Annotated in this window: 15 protein-coding genes; 7 read left to right on the forward strand and 8 right to left on the reverse strand. The window is 64.6% G+C overall.

Annotated features, from left to right (window positions below; genetic code table 11):
* From RT131_RS19285 to RT131_RS19295, 3 genes are all read left to right on the forward strand, one after another.
* Positions 1–456 (forward strand): OmpA family protein (locus RT131_RS19285; protein WP_313174585.1); only part of this gene is annotated, 456 nt, incomplete at its 5' end.
* Between the two features lie 367 nt (positions 457–823).
* Positions 824–1,297, forward strand: a complete 474-nt coding sequence (locus RT131_RS19290) for a hypothetical protein (protein WP_313174587.1) — start codon at positions 824–826, stop codon at positions 1,295–1,297.
* Positions 1,298–1,311: 14 nt separating this feature from the next.
* Positions 1,312–1,590 (forward strand): DUF4031 domain-containing protein, encoded by a 279-nt coding sequence (locus RT131_RS19295; RefSeq protein ID WP_313174588.1) that lies wholly within the window; start codon positions 1,312–1,314, stop codon positions 1,588–1,590.
* Between the two features lie 140 nt (positions 1,591–1,730).
* On the opposite strand, the gene RT131_RS19300 is transcribed toward RT131_RS19295, so the two are convergent.
* Complete coding sequence (locus RT131_RS19300) at positions 1,731–2,273, reverse strand: hypothetical protein (protein ID WP_313174589.1); 543 nt, start codon at positions 2,271–2,273, stop codon at positions 1,731–1,733.
* 130 nt (positions 2,274–2,403) lie between these two features.
* Between RT131_RS19300 and RT131_RS19305 the strand changes: the two genes are divergently transcribed.
* On the forward strand, positions 2,404–2,652 hold the full coding sequence (locus RT131_RS19305; protein ID WP_313174590.1) for a DUF3297 family protein: 249 nt from the start codon (positions 2,404–2,406) through the stop codon (positions 2,650–2,652).
* A gap of 153 nt (positions 2,653–2,805) precedes the next feature.
* On the opposite strand, the gene RT131_RS19310 is transcribed toward RT131_RS19305, so the two are convergent.
* Both RT131_RS19310 and RT131_RS19315 read right to left on the reverse strand, forming a co-directional pair.
* Positions 2,806–4,449, reverse strand: a complete 1,644-nt coding sequence (locus tag RT131_RS19310; protein ID WP_313174592.1) for a Na+/H+ antiporter — start codon at positions 4,447–4,449, stop codon at positions 2,806–2,808.
* 245 nt (positions 4,450–4,694) lie between these two features.
* Positions 4,695–5,489 (reverse strand): class III extradiol ring-cleavage dioxygenase, encoded by a 795-nt coding sequence (locus RT131_RS19315; protein ID WP_313174594.1) that lies wholly within the window; start codon positions 5,487–5,489, stop codon positions 4,695–4,697.
* Between the two features lie 99 nt (positions 5,490–5,588).
* On the opposite strand from RT131_RS19315, the gene RT131_RS19320 reads away from it, so the two are divergent.
* The gene (locus RT131_RS19320; RefSeq protein ID WP_313174596.1) at positions 5,589–6,491 is read left to right on the forward strand and encodes a LysR family transcriptional regulator; all 903 of its coding nucleotides are present in this window, start codon (positions 5,589–5,591) and stop codon (positions 6,489–6,491) included.
* Here the strand turns inward: RT131_RS19320 and RT131_RS19325 are convergent.
* Entirely contained in the window at positions 6,483–9,419 is a 2,937-nt protein-coding gene (locus tag RT131_RS19325) for an EAL domain-containing protein (protein WP_313174597.1), read from the reverse strand. The genes RT131_RS19320 and RT131_RS19325 overlap by 9 nt on opposite strands.
* Before the next feature lie 330 nt (positions 9,420–9,749).
* Between RT131_RS19325 and RT131_RS19330 the strand changes: the two genes are divergently transcribed.
* Complete coding sequence (locus RT131_RS19330; RefSeq protein WP_313174599.1) at positions 9,750–11,855, forward strand: M13 family metallopeptidase; 2,106 nt, start codon at positions 9,750–9,752, stop codon at positions 11,853–11,855.
* Positions 11,856–12,176: 321 nt separating this feature from the next.
* On the opposite strand, the gene RT131_RS19335 is transcribed toward RT131_RS19330, so the two are convergent.
* Entirely contained in the window at positions 12,177–13,103 is a 927-nt protein-coding gene (locus RT131_RS19335) for an oxygenase MpaB family protein (protein ID WP_313174601.1), read from the reverse strand.
* Between the two features lie 331 nt (positions 13,104–13,434).
* Here RT131_RS19335 and RT131_RS19340 point away from each other — a divergent pair, with 331 nt between their 5' ends.
* Positions 13,435–14,037 (forward strand): hypothetical protein, encoded by a 603-nt coding sequence (locus tag RT131_RS19340; RefSeq protein WP_057629895.1) that lies wholly within the window; start codon positions 13,435–13,437, stop codon positions 14,035–14,037.
* A gap of 240 nt (positions 14,038–14,277) precedes the next feature.
* Here RT131_RS19340 and RT131_RS19345 read toward each other — a convergent pair whose 3' ends face one another.
* Genes RT131_RS19345 through RT131_RS19355 form a run of 3 tightly spaced genes read right to left on the reverse strand, consistent with a single transcriptional unit; the run spans position 14,278 to position 16,738 of the window.
* Entirely contained in the window at positions 14,278–14,607 is a 330-nt protein-coding gene (locus RT131_RS19345; protein WP_313174604.1) for a hypothetical protein, read from the reverse strand.
* A gap of 27 nt (positions 14,608–14,634) precedes the next feature.
* The gene (locus RT131_RS19350) at positions 14,635–15,408 is read right to left on the reverse strand and encodes a LytTR family DNA-binding domain-containing protein (RefSeq protein ID WP_313174606.1); all 774 of its coding nucleotides are present in this window, start codon (positions 15,406–15,408) and stop codon (positions 14,635–14,637) included.
* Complete coding sequence (locus tag RT131_RS19355) at positions 15,398–16,738, reverse strand: histidine kinase (RefSeq protein WP_313174608.1); 1,341 nt, start codon at positions 16,736–16,738, stop codon at positions 15,398–15,400. Before RT131_RS19355 ends, RT131_RS19350 begins: the two co-directional genes overlap by 11 nt.
* Between the last annotated feature and the right edge of the window lie 266 nt (positions 16,739–17,004).

Below are 17,004 nucleotides of genomic sequence, written 5' to 3' on the forward strand. Positions count from 1 at the left end.
GAAGGCCTGCGCATCCAGATCGTGGACAAGCAGAACCGGCCGATGTTCGACCTCGGCAGCGCGCGCCTGATGCCGTATACCAAGACGATCCTGTTGGAGCTGTCGCACTTCATCAACCAGGTGCCCAACCACATCAGCATCACCGGTCACACCGACACCACCGCCTATTCCACCCAGCTTGGCTACGGCAACTGGGAGTTGAGTGCCGACCGCGCCAATGCCGCGCGGCGCACCCTGCTGGAAGGCGGCATGGAGGAAGCCAAGGTGGCGCGCGTGGTCGGCCTTGCCTCGTCGGTGCTGTTTGACAAGGCCAACCCACAGAATCCGATCAACCGCCGCATCAGCATCGTGGTGATGACCAAGGAAGCCGAAGCGGCCGCGTTGAACGAGACCGGTACGTTGCCGCTGCCTGTCCCCGCTGCGGCGGCGGATGGGACGCCGTCAGTCGCGGACTGAGCCTGCACCAGCGGCACTGCCCGCCCGGATGTAGTGCCGAGCCATGCTCGGCAGGGGCTTTCCCAACCAACAGCACCCCTCCCCAACCCTCCCCTCCGCCTTCGGCGCAAGGGAGGGGGCAACAGCGTAGTGCCGAGCCATGCTCGGCAGGGGCATTCCCAGCCAACAGCACCCCTCCCCAACCCTCCCCTCCGCCTTCGGCGCAAGGGAGGGGGAAACAGCGTAGTGCCGAGCCATGCTCGGCAGGGGCTTTCCCAGCCAACAGTCCCTCTCCCCAACCCTCCCCTTCGCTGCGCGAAAGGGAGGGAGCAAACGCCAAACCGGCTTGGCGCCTACAATAGGCATCGTTTTCAATCAGCCGAACCTCATGTCCAAGCTCTCCAAAGCCAAGCGCGACAAGCGCAAGAAGCAGGCCCCGCGCCGCCCGTTCACCCGCCTGAACGCCCAGCAGCCAGTGCAGAACCACGCCGTGCTGGTCAATGAAGAAGGCCAGGTCGTGGCTGCCATCGGCCTGCAGGGCAACGAATGGCTGCTGGCCATCGGTGGCCAGACCATGGGCAACGCCGACAACCCGGTGCCAATGCTGGCCATGCTCAAGCACCTGGCCAATGTGCAGGAGAAGGAAGGCCGCAAGGTCACCCTGGAGTACTCCGCAGCGCTACAGCAGATGATCGATGACCTGGCTGCTGACGAAGGCAAGACCGCCGACGATTACCTGGCCGGCCTGGTCTCCGAGTTCGAAGGTATCGAAGGCGAGGAAGCCGTTGAGGCAGACGCCACGGACGAGACCATCGCGGTCGCCGAAGAAGTACCGGCTGACGACGACAAGTCCAAGGCCTGAGTCCAGGGCCGAACGTGACGGTCTATATCGACGATGCGGTACACCCCTGGCGCGGTGAGCGTTGGGCGCATCTGATGGCCGACACCTTGCCCGAGCTGCATGCGCTGGCGCAGCAGCTCGGGATTCCCCGCCGGGCCTTCCAGAACCGCCCCAGCGGCGTGCACTACGACGTGCCGGCGCCATTGCGTGAGCAGGCGATAGTGCTAGGCGCGCAGGCGATATCGCGGCACACCGATCGCGAACAGATGCGCCGCGTGATCGCCAATGCGCGGGCGTTGTACCAGCCGGGGTAAAGACGGACCTGTAGTGCCGAGCCATGCTCGGCAGAGGCGTTACCGGTAGAGCCCCCTTGCCGAGCATGGCTCGGCACTACATGTTGGCTTGTCGGTACAGCCCCAGCCGAGCATGGCTCGGCTCTACCGTTGCTGCTGGCTCAGAACGGGTCGCTGCCCGGACGGACTTCAACACCGAGCAACGAGCACAACGCCAGCATCGCTTCATCATCGCGGCTCAGCGCCACCCAGCCGGCATAGGCGTCGCCACCGGTGTTCCAGTTCCACACCGTGTAGCCGTGCTCACGCAGGCGGTCGTGGGCGGTGGTCATCAACGTCGGCACGTCGAGGTCGTCGGTGAAGTCTTCGTCGTCGAAGTCACCGCCCCAGGCGATGTCCAGGTTCCAGCGCGCGGCCATTTCATCCAGCGCGGCGACGAAGGAATCAACGTCCTTCCAGTCCACATAGAAACCTGAGCGCCAATCGATGGCGTCCTTCAGGTCCCACAACCATTGTTCATCGCTGGCATCGTCCTCGGCGCCCGCGCGCGCTTCGCGCCAGGCATCGAACTGCTGCAGCGCCGCGTCTTCATCACCGGGATTGATCAGCCACAGCAGGTTCCAGACCCGCGCCGGATGGTCGTCTTCGTCGAAGTCCGGTTGCAGCTCATCAGAATCTTCGTAATCGGCGCTGTTGTCTGGCATGGGACGGTTTCCACTACATGATTGGCGCGCATTCTGCCGCCAGCGGCGTGCCAGCGAAAGCCTTGGCGCGCCACAGCGGTTATCCTTGCGCCCCGAAGAGGGCCACGGTGGCCTTCACTGAAGCACTGATATGAGCGATACCCCTCCCGATCATCTGGCGGTCAACCCGCAGAGCCCGTTCCACAATGCCGAAGCGCTGCAACGCGGCGTCGGCGTGCGTTTCAACGGCATCGAGCGCGATGACGTCGAGGAGTATTCGGTCGCTGAAGGCTGGATCCGCGTGCAGGCCGGCAAGGCCCGCGACCGCCGCGGCAACCCGATGACCTTGAAGATCAAGGGTACGGTCGAACCGTATTTTCTTGAGCTGAAGAACGTTTAAGAGCTTAAGAGCCTGCCCTCACCCCAACCCCTCTCCCGCAAGCGGGAGAGGGGCTAAAGCGGGATGGCTTGCGCTCTGAGAGCCCCTCTCCCGCTTGCGGGAGAGGGGTTGGGGTGAGGGGAAGCTTCTAGCTAAAGAACCCCAAAACCACCCTCAATCCCGCTGCCGCGTCTCCAGCAGATCCAGATTGCGGATCAGCTTGCGCGCGATCTCATCGGATACCTGCCCGCGCCGGGTCAGCCGGAACAACTCCTCGCGCTCGGCGTTCAAGCCAGCGCTACGCAGGCTGCGGTAGGCCTGCTCCATGCGCCGCACTTTTTCCGGGTCTTCATCCGGCCCCTGCCCCTTTTCCAGATTGCGCTGATAGAGCAGGCTTACCCGTGCCGCGGCATCGTTGAGCAACTGAACCGAACTGGTGGATTGGCCTTCGACAAGGGCCTGCCGCGCCTTCTCCACCGCCGCCAGGGCCGCCTTGGAGGACGCCCTGCGGGCCAGGTCTTCCTCGCGTCGGCTGTCGTCGTCCTTGGGCAGCTCCAGGCCCTTGAGCAGGCGTGGCAGCATCAGGCTGGCGCCGACCAGCGACACCAGGATCACCGCTGCCGCCAGGAAGATCACCAGATCACGTGCCGGGAACGGCTCCCCCCCGGGGATCATCAGCGGCAGGGTCAACACACCGGCCAGGGTGATCGCGCCACGCACGCCGGCCACCGACATCGCCAACACCACCCGCCATGGCGTGCTGGTTTCCTTCTCGCCACGCATCCGCGCGCGCAACAGGTTCCAGCGCAGCGACAGCCATACCCAGGCCAACCGCAGCACCACCAGCACCGCATTGATCGCCAGCACATAGACCACCAGCCACCAGGCACTGTGGTGGCCGGTCACCGACATGGTCTCGATCGCACGCTCCACGATGCCCGGCAGCTGTTCGCCCAGCAGCACGAAGATGATGCCGTTGAAGCTGAACTGCACCATGTTCCACACCGCATTGCGCTGCACGCGCATGCTGCCGCTGATGCGGCCAGTCAGCTCCACGTAGCTCATGGTCACGCCGGCGGCTACTGCGGCGAGGATGCCCGATGCGTGCAGTTCTTCGGCCAACAGATAGGCGGCAAACGGAATCAGCAGGTTGACCAGCAGCGCGGCGCCGGGTTCTTCGCCGAAGCTGCGCCACAACCAGCGCTGGAAGGTGGACACGCCCCAGGTCACCGCCACGCCAATCGCCAGGCCCGCAAACGCCACCCACAGGAAGGTCAGCGAGGCCTCCGCCAGCGAGAACGAACCGGTCATCACCGCCGCCACCGCGAAGCGGAAGCAGACCAGGCCGGAGGCATCGTTCAACAACGACTCGCCTTCCAGGATGTGCATCAGCCGCTTGGGAATGGGCACGCGTGAGGCGATGGCGCCGACCGCGACCGGATCGGTCGGCGAGATGATCGCCGCCAACGCGAATGCCACCGCCAGCGGCATCGATGGAATCATCCAATGGATCAGCAGCCCGGCACCGAGCACGGTGAACACCACCAGCCCGAACGCCAACTCCAGGATCGCGCCCTTGTCGCGGAACAGGCCCTGTTTGGGAATACGCCAGCCATCGAGGAACAGCAGTGGCGGCAGGAACAGCAGAAAGAACATGTCCGGCTCAAGCGCATGGCCGCGATTGAAGACACCTGCGATCAAGGCACCCAAGCCGATCTGCACCAAGGGCAACGGCAATGAGAAGGGGAGGATTCTTACCAGATAGCCGCTGGCGACAACCGCCACCAGCATCGCCAGGACTACTTCAATCGTGTGCATGCCCGTTCCACGGATTCACTACCACGACAGCAGGCTGCCGACACTGGCAGTGGCGGATGAATACCGGGAAATTACCACAGCAACCCTGGCTTGCAGGTGCAGATTGCGCTGCTCATCCATCGTGATGACATGATCGACGGCAAGCAGCCCTGTGGCGGCTGCACGCCGAGGCCGGCCCCATCTATCCCGTCAGCGTGGGGCACTGTGGCCTGCACCCAACCCCAGCCTGGACCCAGCCAGCGCCCTCACTCCTCGCCGTCGAAACGATAGATATCCATCGCCAGGAAGCCCATGTCGATGCCGGCATCGATCCGCCGTGCACCAAGCCGCTCGCCGCCGGCGGCGCCCATAGCGAAGTACAACGGCAACAGGTGTTCGTCGGTGGGGTGTGCCTGTGCCGCAAACGGTGCCTGCTTGCGGTAATCCAACAGGGCTGGAAGGTCGTTGGCCTGCAGCTTCTGTTCCACCCACTGGATGAACGGGCGCACATAAGGCGCCTCCTTGCCATCCTGGTAATTGCGCCAGTCATGCAGGTTGTGGGTGATGCTGCCCGAGCCGATCAGCAGCACGCCCTGCTCCCGCAACGGTGCCAGCGCGCGGCCCATCGCAAGCTGGTGCTCGGGGCCAAGCGACGGCTGGATCGACACCTGCAACACGGGAATATCGGCCTGTGGGTACAGGTAGCGCAGCGGCACCCAGGCGCCATGATCGAGCCCGCGCTGCGGGTCGATGCCCGGCTGCAGGCCGGCATCGGCCAGCCGCTGGGCCACCTCCTGCGCCAGCGCGGGTGCGCCCGGTGCCGGGTACTGCAGCTGATACAAGGCTTCCGGGAAACCACCAAAATCGTGGATGGTTTCCGGCTGCGCCGCCGCAGACACCCGCGGCGCACGTCCCAGCCAATGTGCCGAAGCCATGACGATGGCGCGCGGCCGCTGCATCCCTGCAGCCAGTTCGGCCAGGCGCGGGCCCACCAGCCCCGGCTGCAGGGCGGTCATCGGTGAACCGTGCGAGATGTAGAGGGAAGGCAGCGCGCTGCGCATCATGGGCTCCCAGAGGTATTTGAGAGTGCACAGGTTATTGCGCGCCGAGTCGGCAACAAATAATCTCGGTAGCAACGTTTTATTGCGGAAACGGAAACAATGGACACCATCGATGCCATGCGGGTGTTTGTCGCCGTGGTCGAGCGCAATGGCTTCAGCGCCGCCGCCGATGCCCTGGACGTTTCCACCGCCGCCGTCACCCGCCAGGTTGCCGCGCTGGAAAAGCGCCTGTCCACACGCCTGCTCCACCGCACCACCCGCCGGGTCAGCCCGACCAGCGCCGGTGCCGCCTATTACCAGCGCTGCGTGCAGTTGCTGGCCGAATTCGACGCACTGGAAGCCTCGGTCAGCGCACAGGCGCTGCAGCCTTCAGGCCGCTTGCGGATCAACGCGCCGGTCAGCTACGGCATTGCCCGGCTGGGCGCGCTGCTGCCCGCCTACAGTGCCCGCTACCCGCAGGTGGAGCTGGACCTGCAGCTGTCGGACCGCCTGGTCGACATGGTCGAGGAAGGCTTTGACCTGGCCATCCGCATCATCCGCCAGCCGGCCCCCAACCTGATTGCCCGGCAGTTGGGCCTGGTCCGCATCCGCCTGTGCGCGGCGCCGTCCTACCTGGCCCAACGAGGGACGCCCAGCACCCCGCAGGATCTCAGCGGACATCAATGCCTGTCGTACACCTACTCCGCCGGCGGTGACACGCTGCAGTTGCAGGGGCCGGAGGGCGAGCTGAGCATCGCCTTGCAGCCGCATCTGCGCGCGAACAATGGTGAGGTGCTGCGCGAAGCGGCGATCGCCGGCATGGGCATCATCGCGCAACCGGATTTCATCGTTGACCAGGCGCTGGCCGCTGGCCTGCTGGTGCCGGTATTGCCGCAGTGGGAAGTGCCACCCATCGGTATCCATGCGGTCTACAGCAGCCGCAGCCACCTGGCGCCCAAGGTGCGCAGCTTCATCGACTATCTGGTCGAATGCCTGCAGCCTGATGCCGCCCGCTCAGATTGAGCGGCTGTCTTCCAGCATCACCAGCACCTGCTCCAGCGGCATCGGCCGGCCCAACAGATAGCCCTGCACCTGGTCGCAGCCATGTGCGGCCAGCCAGCGCCGCTGGCCTTCGGTCTCCACCCCCTCGGCGATCACCGACAGGCCCATGCTATGGCCCAGCGACAGCAGGGCGCGGCAGATGGCCGCATTGCGCGGATTGCTTTCGACGTCGCTGACAAAACCGCGATCGATCTTCAGCGAGTCCAGCGGCAGATGCTGCAGGTAGGACATGCTGGAGAAACCCGTGCCGAAATCATCCAGCGCCACCCCGACGCCATTGGCATGCAGATGCCCGAGGGTCTGCAGCGCCTGGGTGGGATTGCGCATCAGCACGCTTTCGGTGAGCTCCATCTGCAGTGCGCCACGGGCCAGGCCATGGTCCTGCATGGCACGGCTGAATTCGCCCACCAGATCGCTGTTGAACAACTGCACCGCCGAGACATTCACCGCGATCGGCAGGTGCTGCCAACCGGCAGCCGACAATTGCTTTTGCGCGCGCGCAGCGGCATGGATCACCCAGCGGCCGAGCGCGATGATCAGGCCGGTGTCCTCGCACAGCTGGATGAAGTCGGCAGGCGCGATGAAACTGCCGTCGGCCTGCGGCCAGCGCAGCAAGGCCTCCAGCGCCACCGGGCTGCCCTCGGCCGCGTCACGGATGGGCTGGAAGTGCAGCAGGAACTCGCCGCGGTCAATGGCCATGTGGATGCGCCCGGCCAACTGCAGGCGCTCGGTGTAGTGCGCGGCCATGCCTGCGTTGAAGTGCAGCAGGGCCACACCGCTCTCGCGCGCGGCATGCGCGGCCTGGGCCGCCCGGCCCAGTACCTGTTCGGCCAGTTCGCCGTCCAGCGGGCAGCTGGCAACGCCGATGCGGGCTTCCAGCTGGTGGTAGGTGTCGCGGCCACGGATGGGCTCGGCCACCGCCGCCAGCAGGGCATTGAGCGCCATCTGCGGATCGCCCTCGCCCTCGATCGCCAGCACGAAGTCTTCGGCCGGCTGGTGCGCCAGCAGGCCGTAACGGGCAGCCAACCCGCCCAACCGCACCGATACCGCGCGCAATGCCTCCTCACCGGCATCACGGCCCAGGGTATCGGTGATCATCTGCAGGCCACGCAACTGCACGTGCGCAATGGTGTAACCCCGACTCCCCGCATCCAGCCGCTCGGACAGCGCACGCACGGTCAGCAGGCCGGTGCCGGCATGGTGACTGGCGCGATAGGCCAGTTCGTTCTCATAACGCAGCCGCTGGCTGACATCTTCGGCCAGCACCAGGCAGGCATTGCGGCCGGCGAATTCCAGTTTGGCGAAATGGCCCTGCACGTGGAAGGCACTGCCGTCCTTGCGCAGGTGGGTGCTGACCTGCAACCCCAGCAGATCGCCACTCAAGGCGCGGCCGGCAGTCTGGCGGATCTCGTCCCACTCCGCTGCCGGGCGGATATCCAGGATCGACATCGCCAGGAATTCATCGCGGCTATAGCCGTACTGATCGATCGCGGCCTGGTTCACCTCCAGGAAACGCAGCGTGACCAGGTCGAAAATCCAGAACGGCGCAGGGTTACGGTCAAACACCAGCCGGAACTGGCGTTGTGCCTCCTGCGCGCGCGCCTCGGTATTGACCCGCTCGCTGATATCGACCACCGCGCCAGCCAGACGCTTGCTGTCGCCGCCGTCGTCCACCAGCTCACCGCGCGCGGACAACCAGCGCAACGATCCATCGCCGCTGCGCAGCCGGAACATCGCATTCAAGGCGCCCTTGCCGGCCAACGCCCGCTCCAGCATGTCCTTCAACCAGGCCCGGTCTTCCTCGTGCACGCGCGCAAGGAACCCGTCCAGCGAGGTGCTGCGCCCGGCCAGGGCCAGCATCTGCTGGGTCAGCGCCGACCAGTACACCACCGGCTTTTCGCCATGGATGGACCAGGTACCTACCTTGCCCACTTCATGCGCCAGCGCCAGCTCGGCATTGCCGGCCTGCAGCTCTTCGCTGAGCTGCTGCTGATGACGGGTGCTGCGATCAACCCGATAGAGCAGATAGGCGAAACCGGCCAGATACAGCAGATAGACGCCGATGGAGGCGTACAACAACAGGTACCAGCCCGCCATCACCTCGCGATAGGACAGCGAGGCAAACAGGCTCAAGGGGAAGTCCATCGGCACGCTGACTGCCGCGATACGGCGCTCGCCGTCATACGGGCTGACCACCACGCCCTGCCTCAGCACCACCGGCGACGGCGCCAGTATCCGCATTGGCCGTGCCAGCTTGTTGCCAACCAACCGCTCCGGATCACGGCTATGGGCCAGCAACTGACCATAGCGGTTGCCGATGGAAGCGGTGCCGTCGCGCCCAAGATCCAGGCCGCTCACCACCTCCTGGAACGCGCCCAGCCGGACCCGCGTCAACAACCACTGGCCCGGCTGCACCTGCAGTGCCGCACGCAGCACCCAATGCTGGTCAGGCGTCTGCTCCAGCGCTCCCAGATAGAGGCCGCCATTGAGCAGGCGGTTTTCGGCAACCACCCAACTCTGCAAGGTGGGATCGCCCTCGCCCGAGGACAGCGGCACGCCGCGATCATCCACCAGGGTGATGGACGCCAGGTCCTGATTGCGCTCCAGCACACCACGCAGGCTGGCCTCAAACAACGCAGGTGCCTGGTCAGGCACCTGTCGATAGAACTCCCGGCAGTCACTGGCACTGCCGCGCAACGCGCGTTCCCAGGTCACCAGCTGTGCGCGCAGCAGGCGGCTGCTGCCGCTGGCCAGCGCGGCCGATTGCCGCTGCGCCGCTTCCAGCCGGCTGCTGCGGTCGTTCCACAACATGCTGATCATGCCGCCCGCCAACAGCAACCCCACTGCCACACCGGCAATGATCATCACTCGCAACGGATGAGCCGGCATCCGGGTCACCGGTGGATCCAACGTAGCAGTAGACGGTCAGCTGGCATTGCGTATGTTGGTCCTGGCATCACTACAACTAGGAACCGGCAGGTGGGGACCTGCAACGGTCGCATGCGAACACCACATACTCCACCCTGCCAATGTCTCCCCAGACACCATCTGCAGCGCGTTCGCTCAAGCATGCAGCACAATCACCATCGGCGTGAAGAGTGCGTGACCAATTTTCTCGTATTCCCCGTGCTTGTGCACATCCGTCAAGTGCCAGAATCGATATCTTTATGAACGGGGTTGGAGGTCTAGACTTGTCGCACCCATCCTCCGGATACCGTCATGGCTTTGCAACGTTCCTTCCTGGTACTGGCAATCGGCGCCGCGCTTGCACTCAGCGGTTGCGCAAAGGACGCCAGCGCACCCGCCGCTGACAACAATGCAACACCGGCTCCGGCCACCGCCGCAGCCAAGCCGCAGCTGGGCAGCTTCGGCTTCGATGCCGATGGCATGGACCGCAGCGTCGCCGCCGGCGACAACTTCTTCGACTTCGCCAATGGCCAGTGGGTGCAGCGCACCGAGATTCCGGCCGACCGTTCCAACTATGGCAGCTTCAATGTGATCGCCGAGAAAACCCTCGCCGATACCCGCGCCATCATGGAGGAAGCCGGCAAGGCCGATGCCGGCGAAGTCCGCAAGATCGGTGATTATTACGCAGCGTTCATGGACGAAGCTGGCATCGAAGCGCGCGGCACCGCACCGCTGCAGCCGGCATTGCAGGCCATTGCCGGCATCACCGACAAACAGGCGCTGGCCAAGGCCTTGGGCGCCAGCATGCGCGCCGACGTGGACCTGCTCAATGCCACCAACTTCTACACTCCGCATCTGTTCGGCGTGTGGGTTTCGGTCGATCTGTTGCAGCCTGACCGCAATGCGCCCTACCTGGTGCAAGGTGGCCTGGGCATGCCGGACCGTGATTTCTACCTGCAGGACGGCCGCATGGCCGAACTGCGCAAGGCCTATGAAGGCTACGTGACAACGCTGCTGGAACTCTCAGGCGACAAGGATGCCGCGGCCAAGGCGGCGCGCATCGTCGCGCTGGAGACCAAGATCGCCCGCGCCCATGCCACCCAGGAAGAAACCAACGACGTGCAGAAGGGCGCCAACGCCTGGAAGCAGGCCGACCTCGCTGGCAAGGCCCCGGGCATGGATTGGACGGCCTTCCTTGAAGGCGCAAGCCTTGGCGCGCAACAGGACTTCATTGTCTGGCAGCCCAAGGCTGTGGCCGGCCTGTCCAAGCTGGTCGCCAGCGAGCCGCTGGAGGTGTGGAAGGACTACATGACCTTCCACGCGCTGGATGAGGCGGCAACCTATCTGCCCAAGGCCTTCGCCGATGCCAGCTTCGCGTTCCACGGCACCACGATGAGTGGCACCCCACAGCAGAGCGAGCGCTGGAAGCGCGCCGTCGCCGACACCAATACCGCCATCGGTGAAGCAGTGGGCAAGATCTATGTCGAACGCCATTTCGATGCCGCCACCAAGGCGCGCGCCGACGAGATGGCCAGCAACATCATCGCCGCCTTCGCCAAGCGCATCGATGCGCTGGAATGGATGTCGCCGGAAACCAAGGCGCATGCCAAGGCCAAGGTTGCAGGGCTGAAAGTGGACATGGGCTACCCGAGCAAGTGGCGTGATTACAGTGCGCTTGAAGTGAAGGCCGACGATGCACTGGGCAACGCCCAGCGCGCCTCGCTGTTCGAATACCAGCGCAACATCTCCAAGCTCGGCAAGCCGGTCGACCACAGTGAATGGGCGATGCTGCCGCAGACCATCAATGCGATGAACGTACCGCTGGAGAACCGCCTGGTGTTCCCGGCCGCCATCCTGCAGCCGCCGTTCTTCGACGGCGCCGCGGACGATGCGATCAACTACGGCGCCATCGGTGCGGTGATCGGCCATGAGATCAGCCATGGCTTCGACAATGCAGGCGCGCTGTTCGATGAAACCGGCAAGCTGCACAACTGGTGGACGGCGGACGACCTGAAGAAGTTCAACGCTGCCGGCGATGCATTGGCCATGCAGTTCGACAGTTACGAGCCTTTCCCCGGCGTACACGTCAACGGCCGCCTGACGCTGGGTGAGAACATCGCCGACGTTGCCGGTCTCGGTACCGCCTACGACGCCTATCGCCTGTCGTTGCAGGGCAAGCAGGAACAGACGCTGGAAGGCTTCACCCCGGACCAGCGCTTCTTCCTTGGTTTCGCCCAGGCCTGGCGCAGCAAGGCACGTGAGCAGGCGCTGCGTAATTCACTGCTGACCAATGTGCATGCACCCGGCCAGTTCCGTGCGCTGACCGTGCGCAATGTGGATGCGTGGTACCCGGCGTTCGATGTCAAGCAAGGGCAGAAGCTGTATCTGTCACCCGAACAGCGGGTGAAGGTCTGGTAAGGGCTTTGCGCTCCCTCCCTTTGGCCGAAGGCCAAGGGGAGGGGTTGGGGAGGGGTTGCTGTGTTGCTGGCGGTAGTGCCGAGCCATGCTCGGCAAGCGGCATTCCCGATAAAGCCCCTGCCGAGCATGGCTCGGCACTACAGTGCTAGCCCCTCTCCCGTTTACGGGAGAGGGGTTGGGATGAGGGGCGCCCTTCGCTGGTAAAGCCCCTGCCGAGCATGGCTCGGCACTACAGTTCCAGCCCCTCTCCCGTTTACGGGAGAGGGGCTGGGGTGAGGGGCGCCCTTCGCTGGTAAAGCCCCTGCCGGGCATGGCTCGGCACTACGCCAAGGCAGGCCACGCCGCGAGCACCGCAGGATCCTGCCCTACCCGCTTGCAGGCGCGGGTCGAAATGCCGTCGTTCAAGGCAATCCGGAACAGCGGCGCCACGCTGCGCAGCACCCGCGCCGCCACCACCGATTGCAGCTGCTGGCCGCGACTCCGCCCCAGCAACTGCACCGCCCACTCCGGCAGCAAGGCCGCGCCGGAAGCAAGGAACACGTCACGTGATACGCCCGGCAACGGCACCGGCAAACGCACATCGCTGAGCACCTCCAGCACCTCGCGCGAACGCGCGTCCATGCTCAGCTGCGCTTGCTGCGCCTGGAAGTACTCGCGCACCTGCGCCTCGCTGGCCGGCACATCACGCGCACCCAAGGCCTCAGCGACACGCCGGTACTCGTCGTAGTAGCGATCCGCAATGGCGGCCGGCACCTCGCGACAATAGCGCCTGCACCCCTCGAGAAACCCGAAGGCTTCGGTGACATGCACCCAGGTCAGCAGCTGCGGATCGTCCGCGGCGTAGGCACGCCCATCCGGTAGCGTGCCAACCACCTGCGCGTGAATGCGTCGAACTTTGGCGATCAGTTTTTCGGCCTCGGCCGCTGGCGCGTAACTGGTGCCGGCAACAAAACTGGTGGTGCGGCGCAGCCGCCCGACCAGATCCTCGCGGAAATTGGAATGGTCATAGACGCCGGCCAATGCACGCGGATGCAGCAACTGCAACATCAGTGCGCACAGCCCGCCAGCCAACATGCCGGGGAATTCGGAATGAATGCGCCAGGTGACACTGCCCGGCCCGAACCAGCCCGGGTCCCCCAACGGCGTGTCGTACTCCACGCCATTCTGGTTACGTGGAAAGGCGTCCAGCACCCAGCGACGGATGTGGGCGGTGGCGGCGGCGGAAACCGGACTGAACAGGGATGACATGCTGCCTATCGTACCGGTCCGGCTGCGCAGCTGGCTCGCTTGAGCCGCCGATCCGGCAACCGTACAGCCGCCGTCAAGCCCCGGTGCCAGCGACAGGCGCCCCATGTGCGAATGCAGCAGAGAATTCGACAAAAACTGAAACGTCCTTCGGCTTGGACGATGACGCACCGCAAAAAATCCGCGCTGTCAGGGTGTCACGGCAAACACCGCCGTTCGGTTCTTCGCACCGCCCCCATTGCCAAGTGCGACGAAAGTGCTAGAACTGAGCCTGCCTGACCGCACCAACCTGCATCCGTCGCTCGTTCCAGCAAGTATCTGCAAGGAGCTCAACATGATCGCACTGTTCAAAGGTTTGGGATTGCTGCTGCAAGACAACGAGCTGTACAACAGCCCGTTCGAGAAACAGGTCGATCATTGGAAAAACCTGAGCGATCAGCAGATACGCGAGGAAGTGTCGGTGCTGGCCAAGGCCAAGTGCCAATGGCTGATGGCCTCGATCGTGCTGTGGCAGGCATCGTCACTGCTGATCCTTGGCTTGATCACCAATTACCTGTGGCGCGATGACTTCCATATCACCTTCACCCGCGTGGTGATCGTGCTCGGCTCATGGGTATCGATCCTGTTCGTGATCTGGTTCATGGCCAACATGTTCGACCACACCGCCGGTTTCGAGCGCTGGATGAAGGCCTTCAACAGCCGCGCCCGGATCAGCTCCGATGCCGACAGCGTGGATGAAGTGGCCGAGGCGCTGGAGATGGCCAAGCACTATCCGGAGGTGCTGGACTACAAGCAGGCCGTCACCAACACCCGCGAGCTGCGCCATGAAGACGTGCGCATCATGCGTGAACTGGGACGCATGCGGCAGCACTCGGAACTGGTCGGCAAGCTCAACCACATCGGTGACGATGGCTTGCGGCTACAGCCTGCGTTCTGAGCCAGCCCGCATTTCTGCTGCACATCGCCGCGCTTTGTCGCGGCGATTTTTTTGACGGTATAGCCCTTTTTCTCACACAGGAGGAGAGTGGCTACACCTGGGATTGCAGTGCCGTAGGCCCGGCAAGCAGCACGTACCCGGGAAGTGAACCTTTGCGGATAGTTCCGACCGTGCGCCAGTTGCCCCGTCTGCGCGCCGCTTACCCGCCCTACTCCTACCGTGCGCAACCCCGCGATTGAACTACTTCTGCAAAGTCACCTGCTGCGAGTATCCCGCCGGCAAACCATGCATCTGGCGGGTGGAGCCGACCACGACGACAAAGTCGCCCAAAGCCTCGCGCCGACAAAGCAGTGCGTCCGCTGCGCCGCTGCAGTGCTCGCGATACAGCAGGTAATTGCAGCGCCCCGTATCACTCTGCAGGCACTGGAAGCGGCTGACGCCGTTGACCACGGTGGTGCGGCTGAGCAGGCTCTGTTCACCACTGATGCGGGTTACCGAGGTCTGCCCGGGGGTTTCATGGATGCCCAGCATCGACAGCAGGCTGCCGATCAAAACGGTCAGGTAATGCATGGCAATACTCCGGCAAACAGGGCGGCATCACATGCCGCGGAACAGGCTCATGAAGGGTTGGCTGACCACCAGCGTTTCACTACGCTGTTTCAGCCGTAATACGCCGCGGCCGCTGTCGTCGCGGCTCACCGCCGCCACCGCCTTCATGTTGACGATGGTGGCGCGATGGATCTGGCGAAAGCTGTTGGCATCCAGGGCGGCCGTCAGTTCGCGCAGCGAGCTGCGCAGCAGCAGTTCTTCCTCGGCGGTGACCACCACGGTGTATTTGCTGTCGGCGCGGAAATACAGCACTTCGTCCAGCATCACCAGGCGGGTTTCGCGGCCATTGCTGGCGGTGATCCAGGCCAGCGGTGGTGTGGCCAATGGCGCGGCAGGCTGCCTTGCCAGCTGTTGCAGCAGACGCTCCAGCACCCCCGGATCAGCGTTGCCGCTCTGGCGGCGCGCCAGCACGCGTTGACGCGTTGCCAACAGCCGCTCGTCGCTGACCGGCTTGAGCAGGTAGTCCACCGCTCCCTGTTCGAAGGCACTGATTGCGTACTGGTCGTAGGCGGTGACAAATACCACTTCGGTCTGCGGGCTCAGCTGCTGCAGCGCGCGGGCCACGTCCAGGCCGGTGATGCCTGGCATGCGGATGTCGAGGAAGGCCAGGTCCGGTTTATGCGTCTCCAGCGCTTCCAGCGCGGCGGCGCCGTCCTCGCATTCGGCGACGATGATCAGTTCCGGCCACAGGCGCTGCAACTGGGCCAACAGCGCCTGGCGCAGCAGCGGCTCGTCTTCGGCAATGAGAGCTTCAAGACGCACGCGGCAGCTCCGGTATGTTCACCGCCGACTGCGTCGAGGTGTTGTTGACCGGCGCGACGGCCGGTGCAGCAGCGACTACCGGCGGCGGCGATGCAATGCGCTTGGGCAGGCTGATGGTGGCCGCCATGCCACTGGGAAAATTGGAAACCAGCGCCAGCATTGCCTGTTCGCCACAGCTCAGCCGCAGGCGCTCGCGCAGATTCTTCAACCCGATGCCGGTGCCACTGTTGTCGCTGCTGATGCCTTGGCCATCGTCGGCCACGGTGATCGTCAACTGACCATCCAGTTCACGCGCCAGTATCCATACCGTGCCGCCACCACTCTTGGGTTCCAGGCCATGCTTGATCGCATTCTCGACCAGGGTCTGCAGCGACATCGAGGGCAGGCTGACACCGTGCAGCGCTTCGGGCACGTCGATCTGCAGGTTGAGCCGCGAGCCCATGCGGATCCGCAGGATCTCCAGATAGGCCTGCACCCGCTCCAGTTCCTGCCCGAGCGTGGACACGGACTGATCGATGCCCGGCAGCGAACTGCGCAGGTACTGGATCAGGTGCCCGAGCATCTGCTCGGCACGGGCCGGATCGCTGCGGGTCAACACCTGTGCATTGGCCAGGGTGTTGTAGAGAAAATGCGGCTCAACCTGGGCATGCAGCAGGTTCAGCCGGGCGACGCTGAGTTCCTTCTCGGCCTCGGTACGTGCGGCGTGCTCGCGCTCTTCGCGGCGCTGCTGGGCAACCTTGCCGCTGAGTGCATGGGTGATGGCCTCGGCGTTTTCGTAGTTGCTGCCTTCATCCAGCAGCAGCAGGTCCACCCACGCTCCAGCATCCGGCTCGAAGAACAGGGTCACGCTGCTGGTATCGGCACCGGGAATGACCCGGGCGGTGATCTGGTTGTGGCGGATTGCCAGCCGTGCCATCGGGTTCCAGCGTGACGGCGGGCGCTCGCCGTAGGGATCGGCACGGCGCTGGGTGGCACGCAGCTGCAGGGTGCCCACCGAGCGCTCCAACTGTTCGATGCGTGGCATCTGCCCGATCACCTGTTCCAACAGGGCGAAGGCCGTGGGGGCGTCCAGCGGCAGCTCGACCTGACGGCGATGGCGGTTGGCCAGGGTCTGCGAATCGAGCCGGTCGGCGATCAGGGTGACGCGGCGGATGTGGCCAACCACCGCAGTCAGCGCGAACACCATCAAGGCCATGGCGGCCAGGCCGAAGATCCAGCCCGGGGATTGGTCCATGCCGCTGAACAGGCCGCTCCACAGGAACGCAGCGACGAGGATCGTCAGCGCCCAGGCGGCGAGGATGCGGAAACCGAGGAAGAGGCTGGCGAACATGGGGCAGTCACCGTAGGGATTGGAGGTGAGCATAGGCGCCGCCCCGCCGGCTGCAAGCGGCCTGCGACGAAACCCGGAAAAGGGCGATCAAACCCGGATTGGGCGGGATGGAAAACGGCGGCCGCCGTAGTGCCGAGCCATGCTCGGCAAGGGGGCTTCCTGGTAAAGCCTCTTGCCGAGCATGGCTCGGCACTACATGGATCTATCGGTGGAGCCCCTGCCGAGCATGGCTCGGCACTACATGGATCTATCGGTAGAGCCCCTGC

This window comes from Stenotrophomonas sp., assembly GCF_032066555.1.
Taxonomy (GTDB): domain Bacteria; phylum Pseudomonadota; class Gammaproteobacteria; order Xanthomonadales; family Xanthomonadaceae; genus Stenotrophomonas.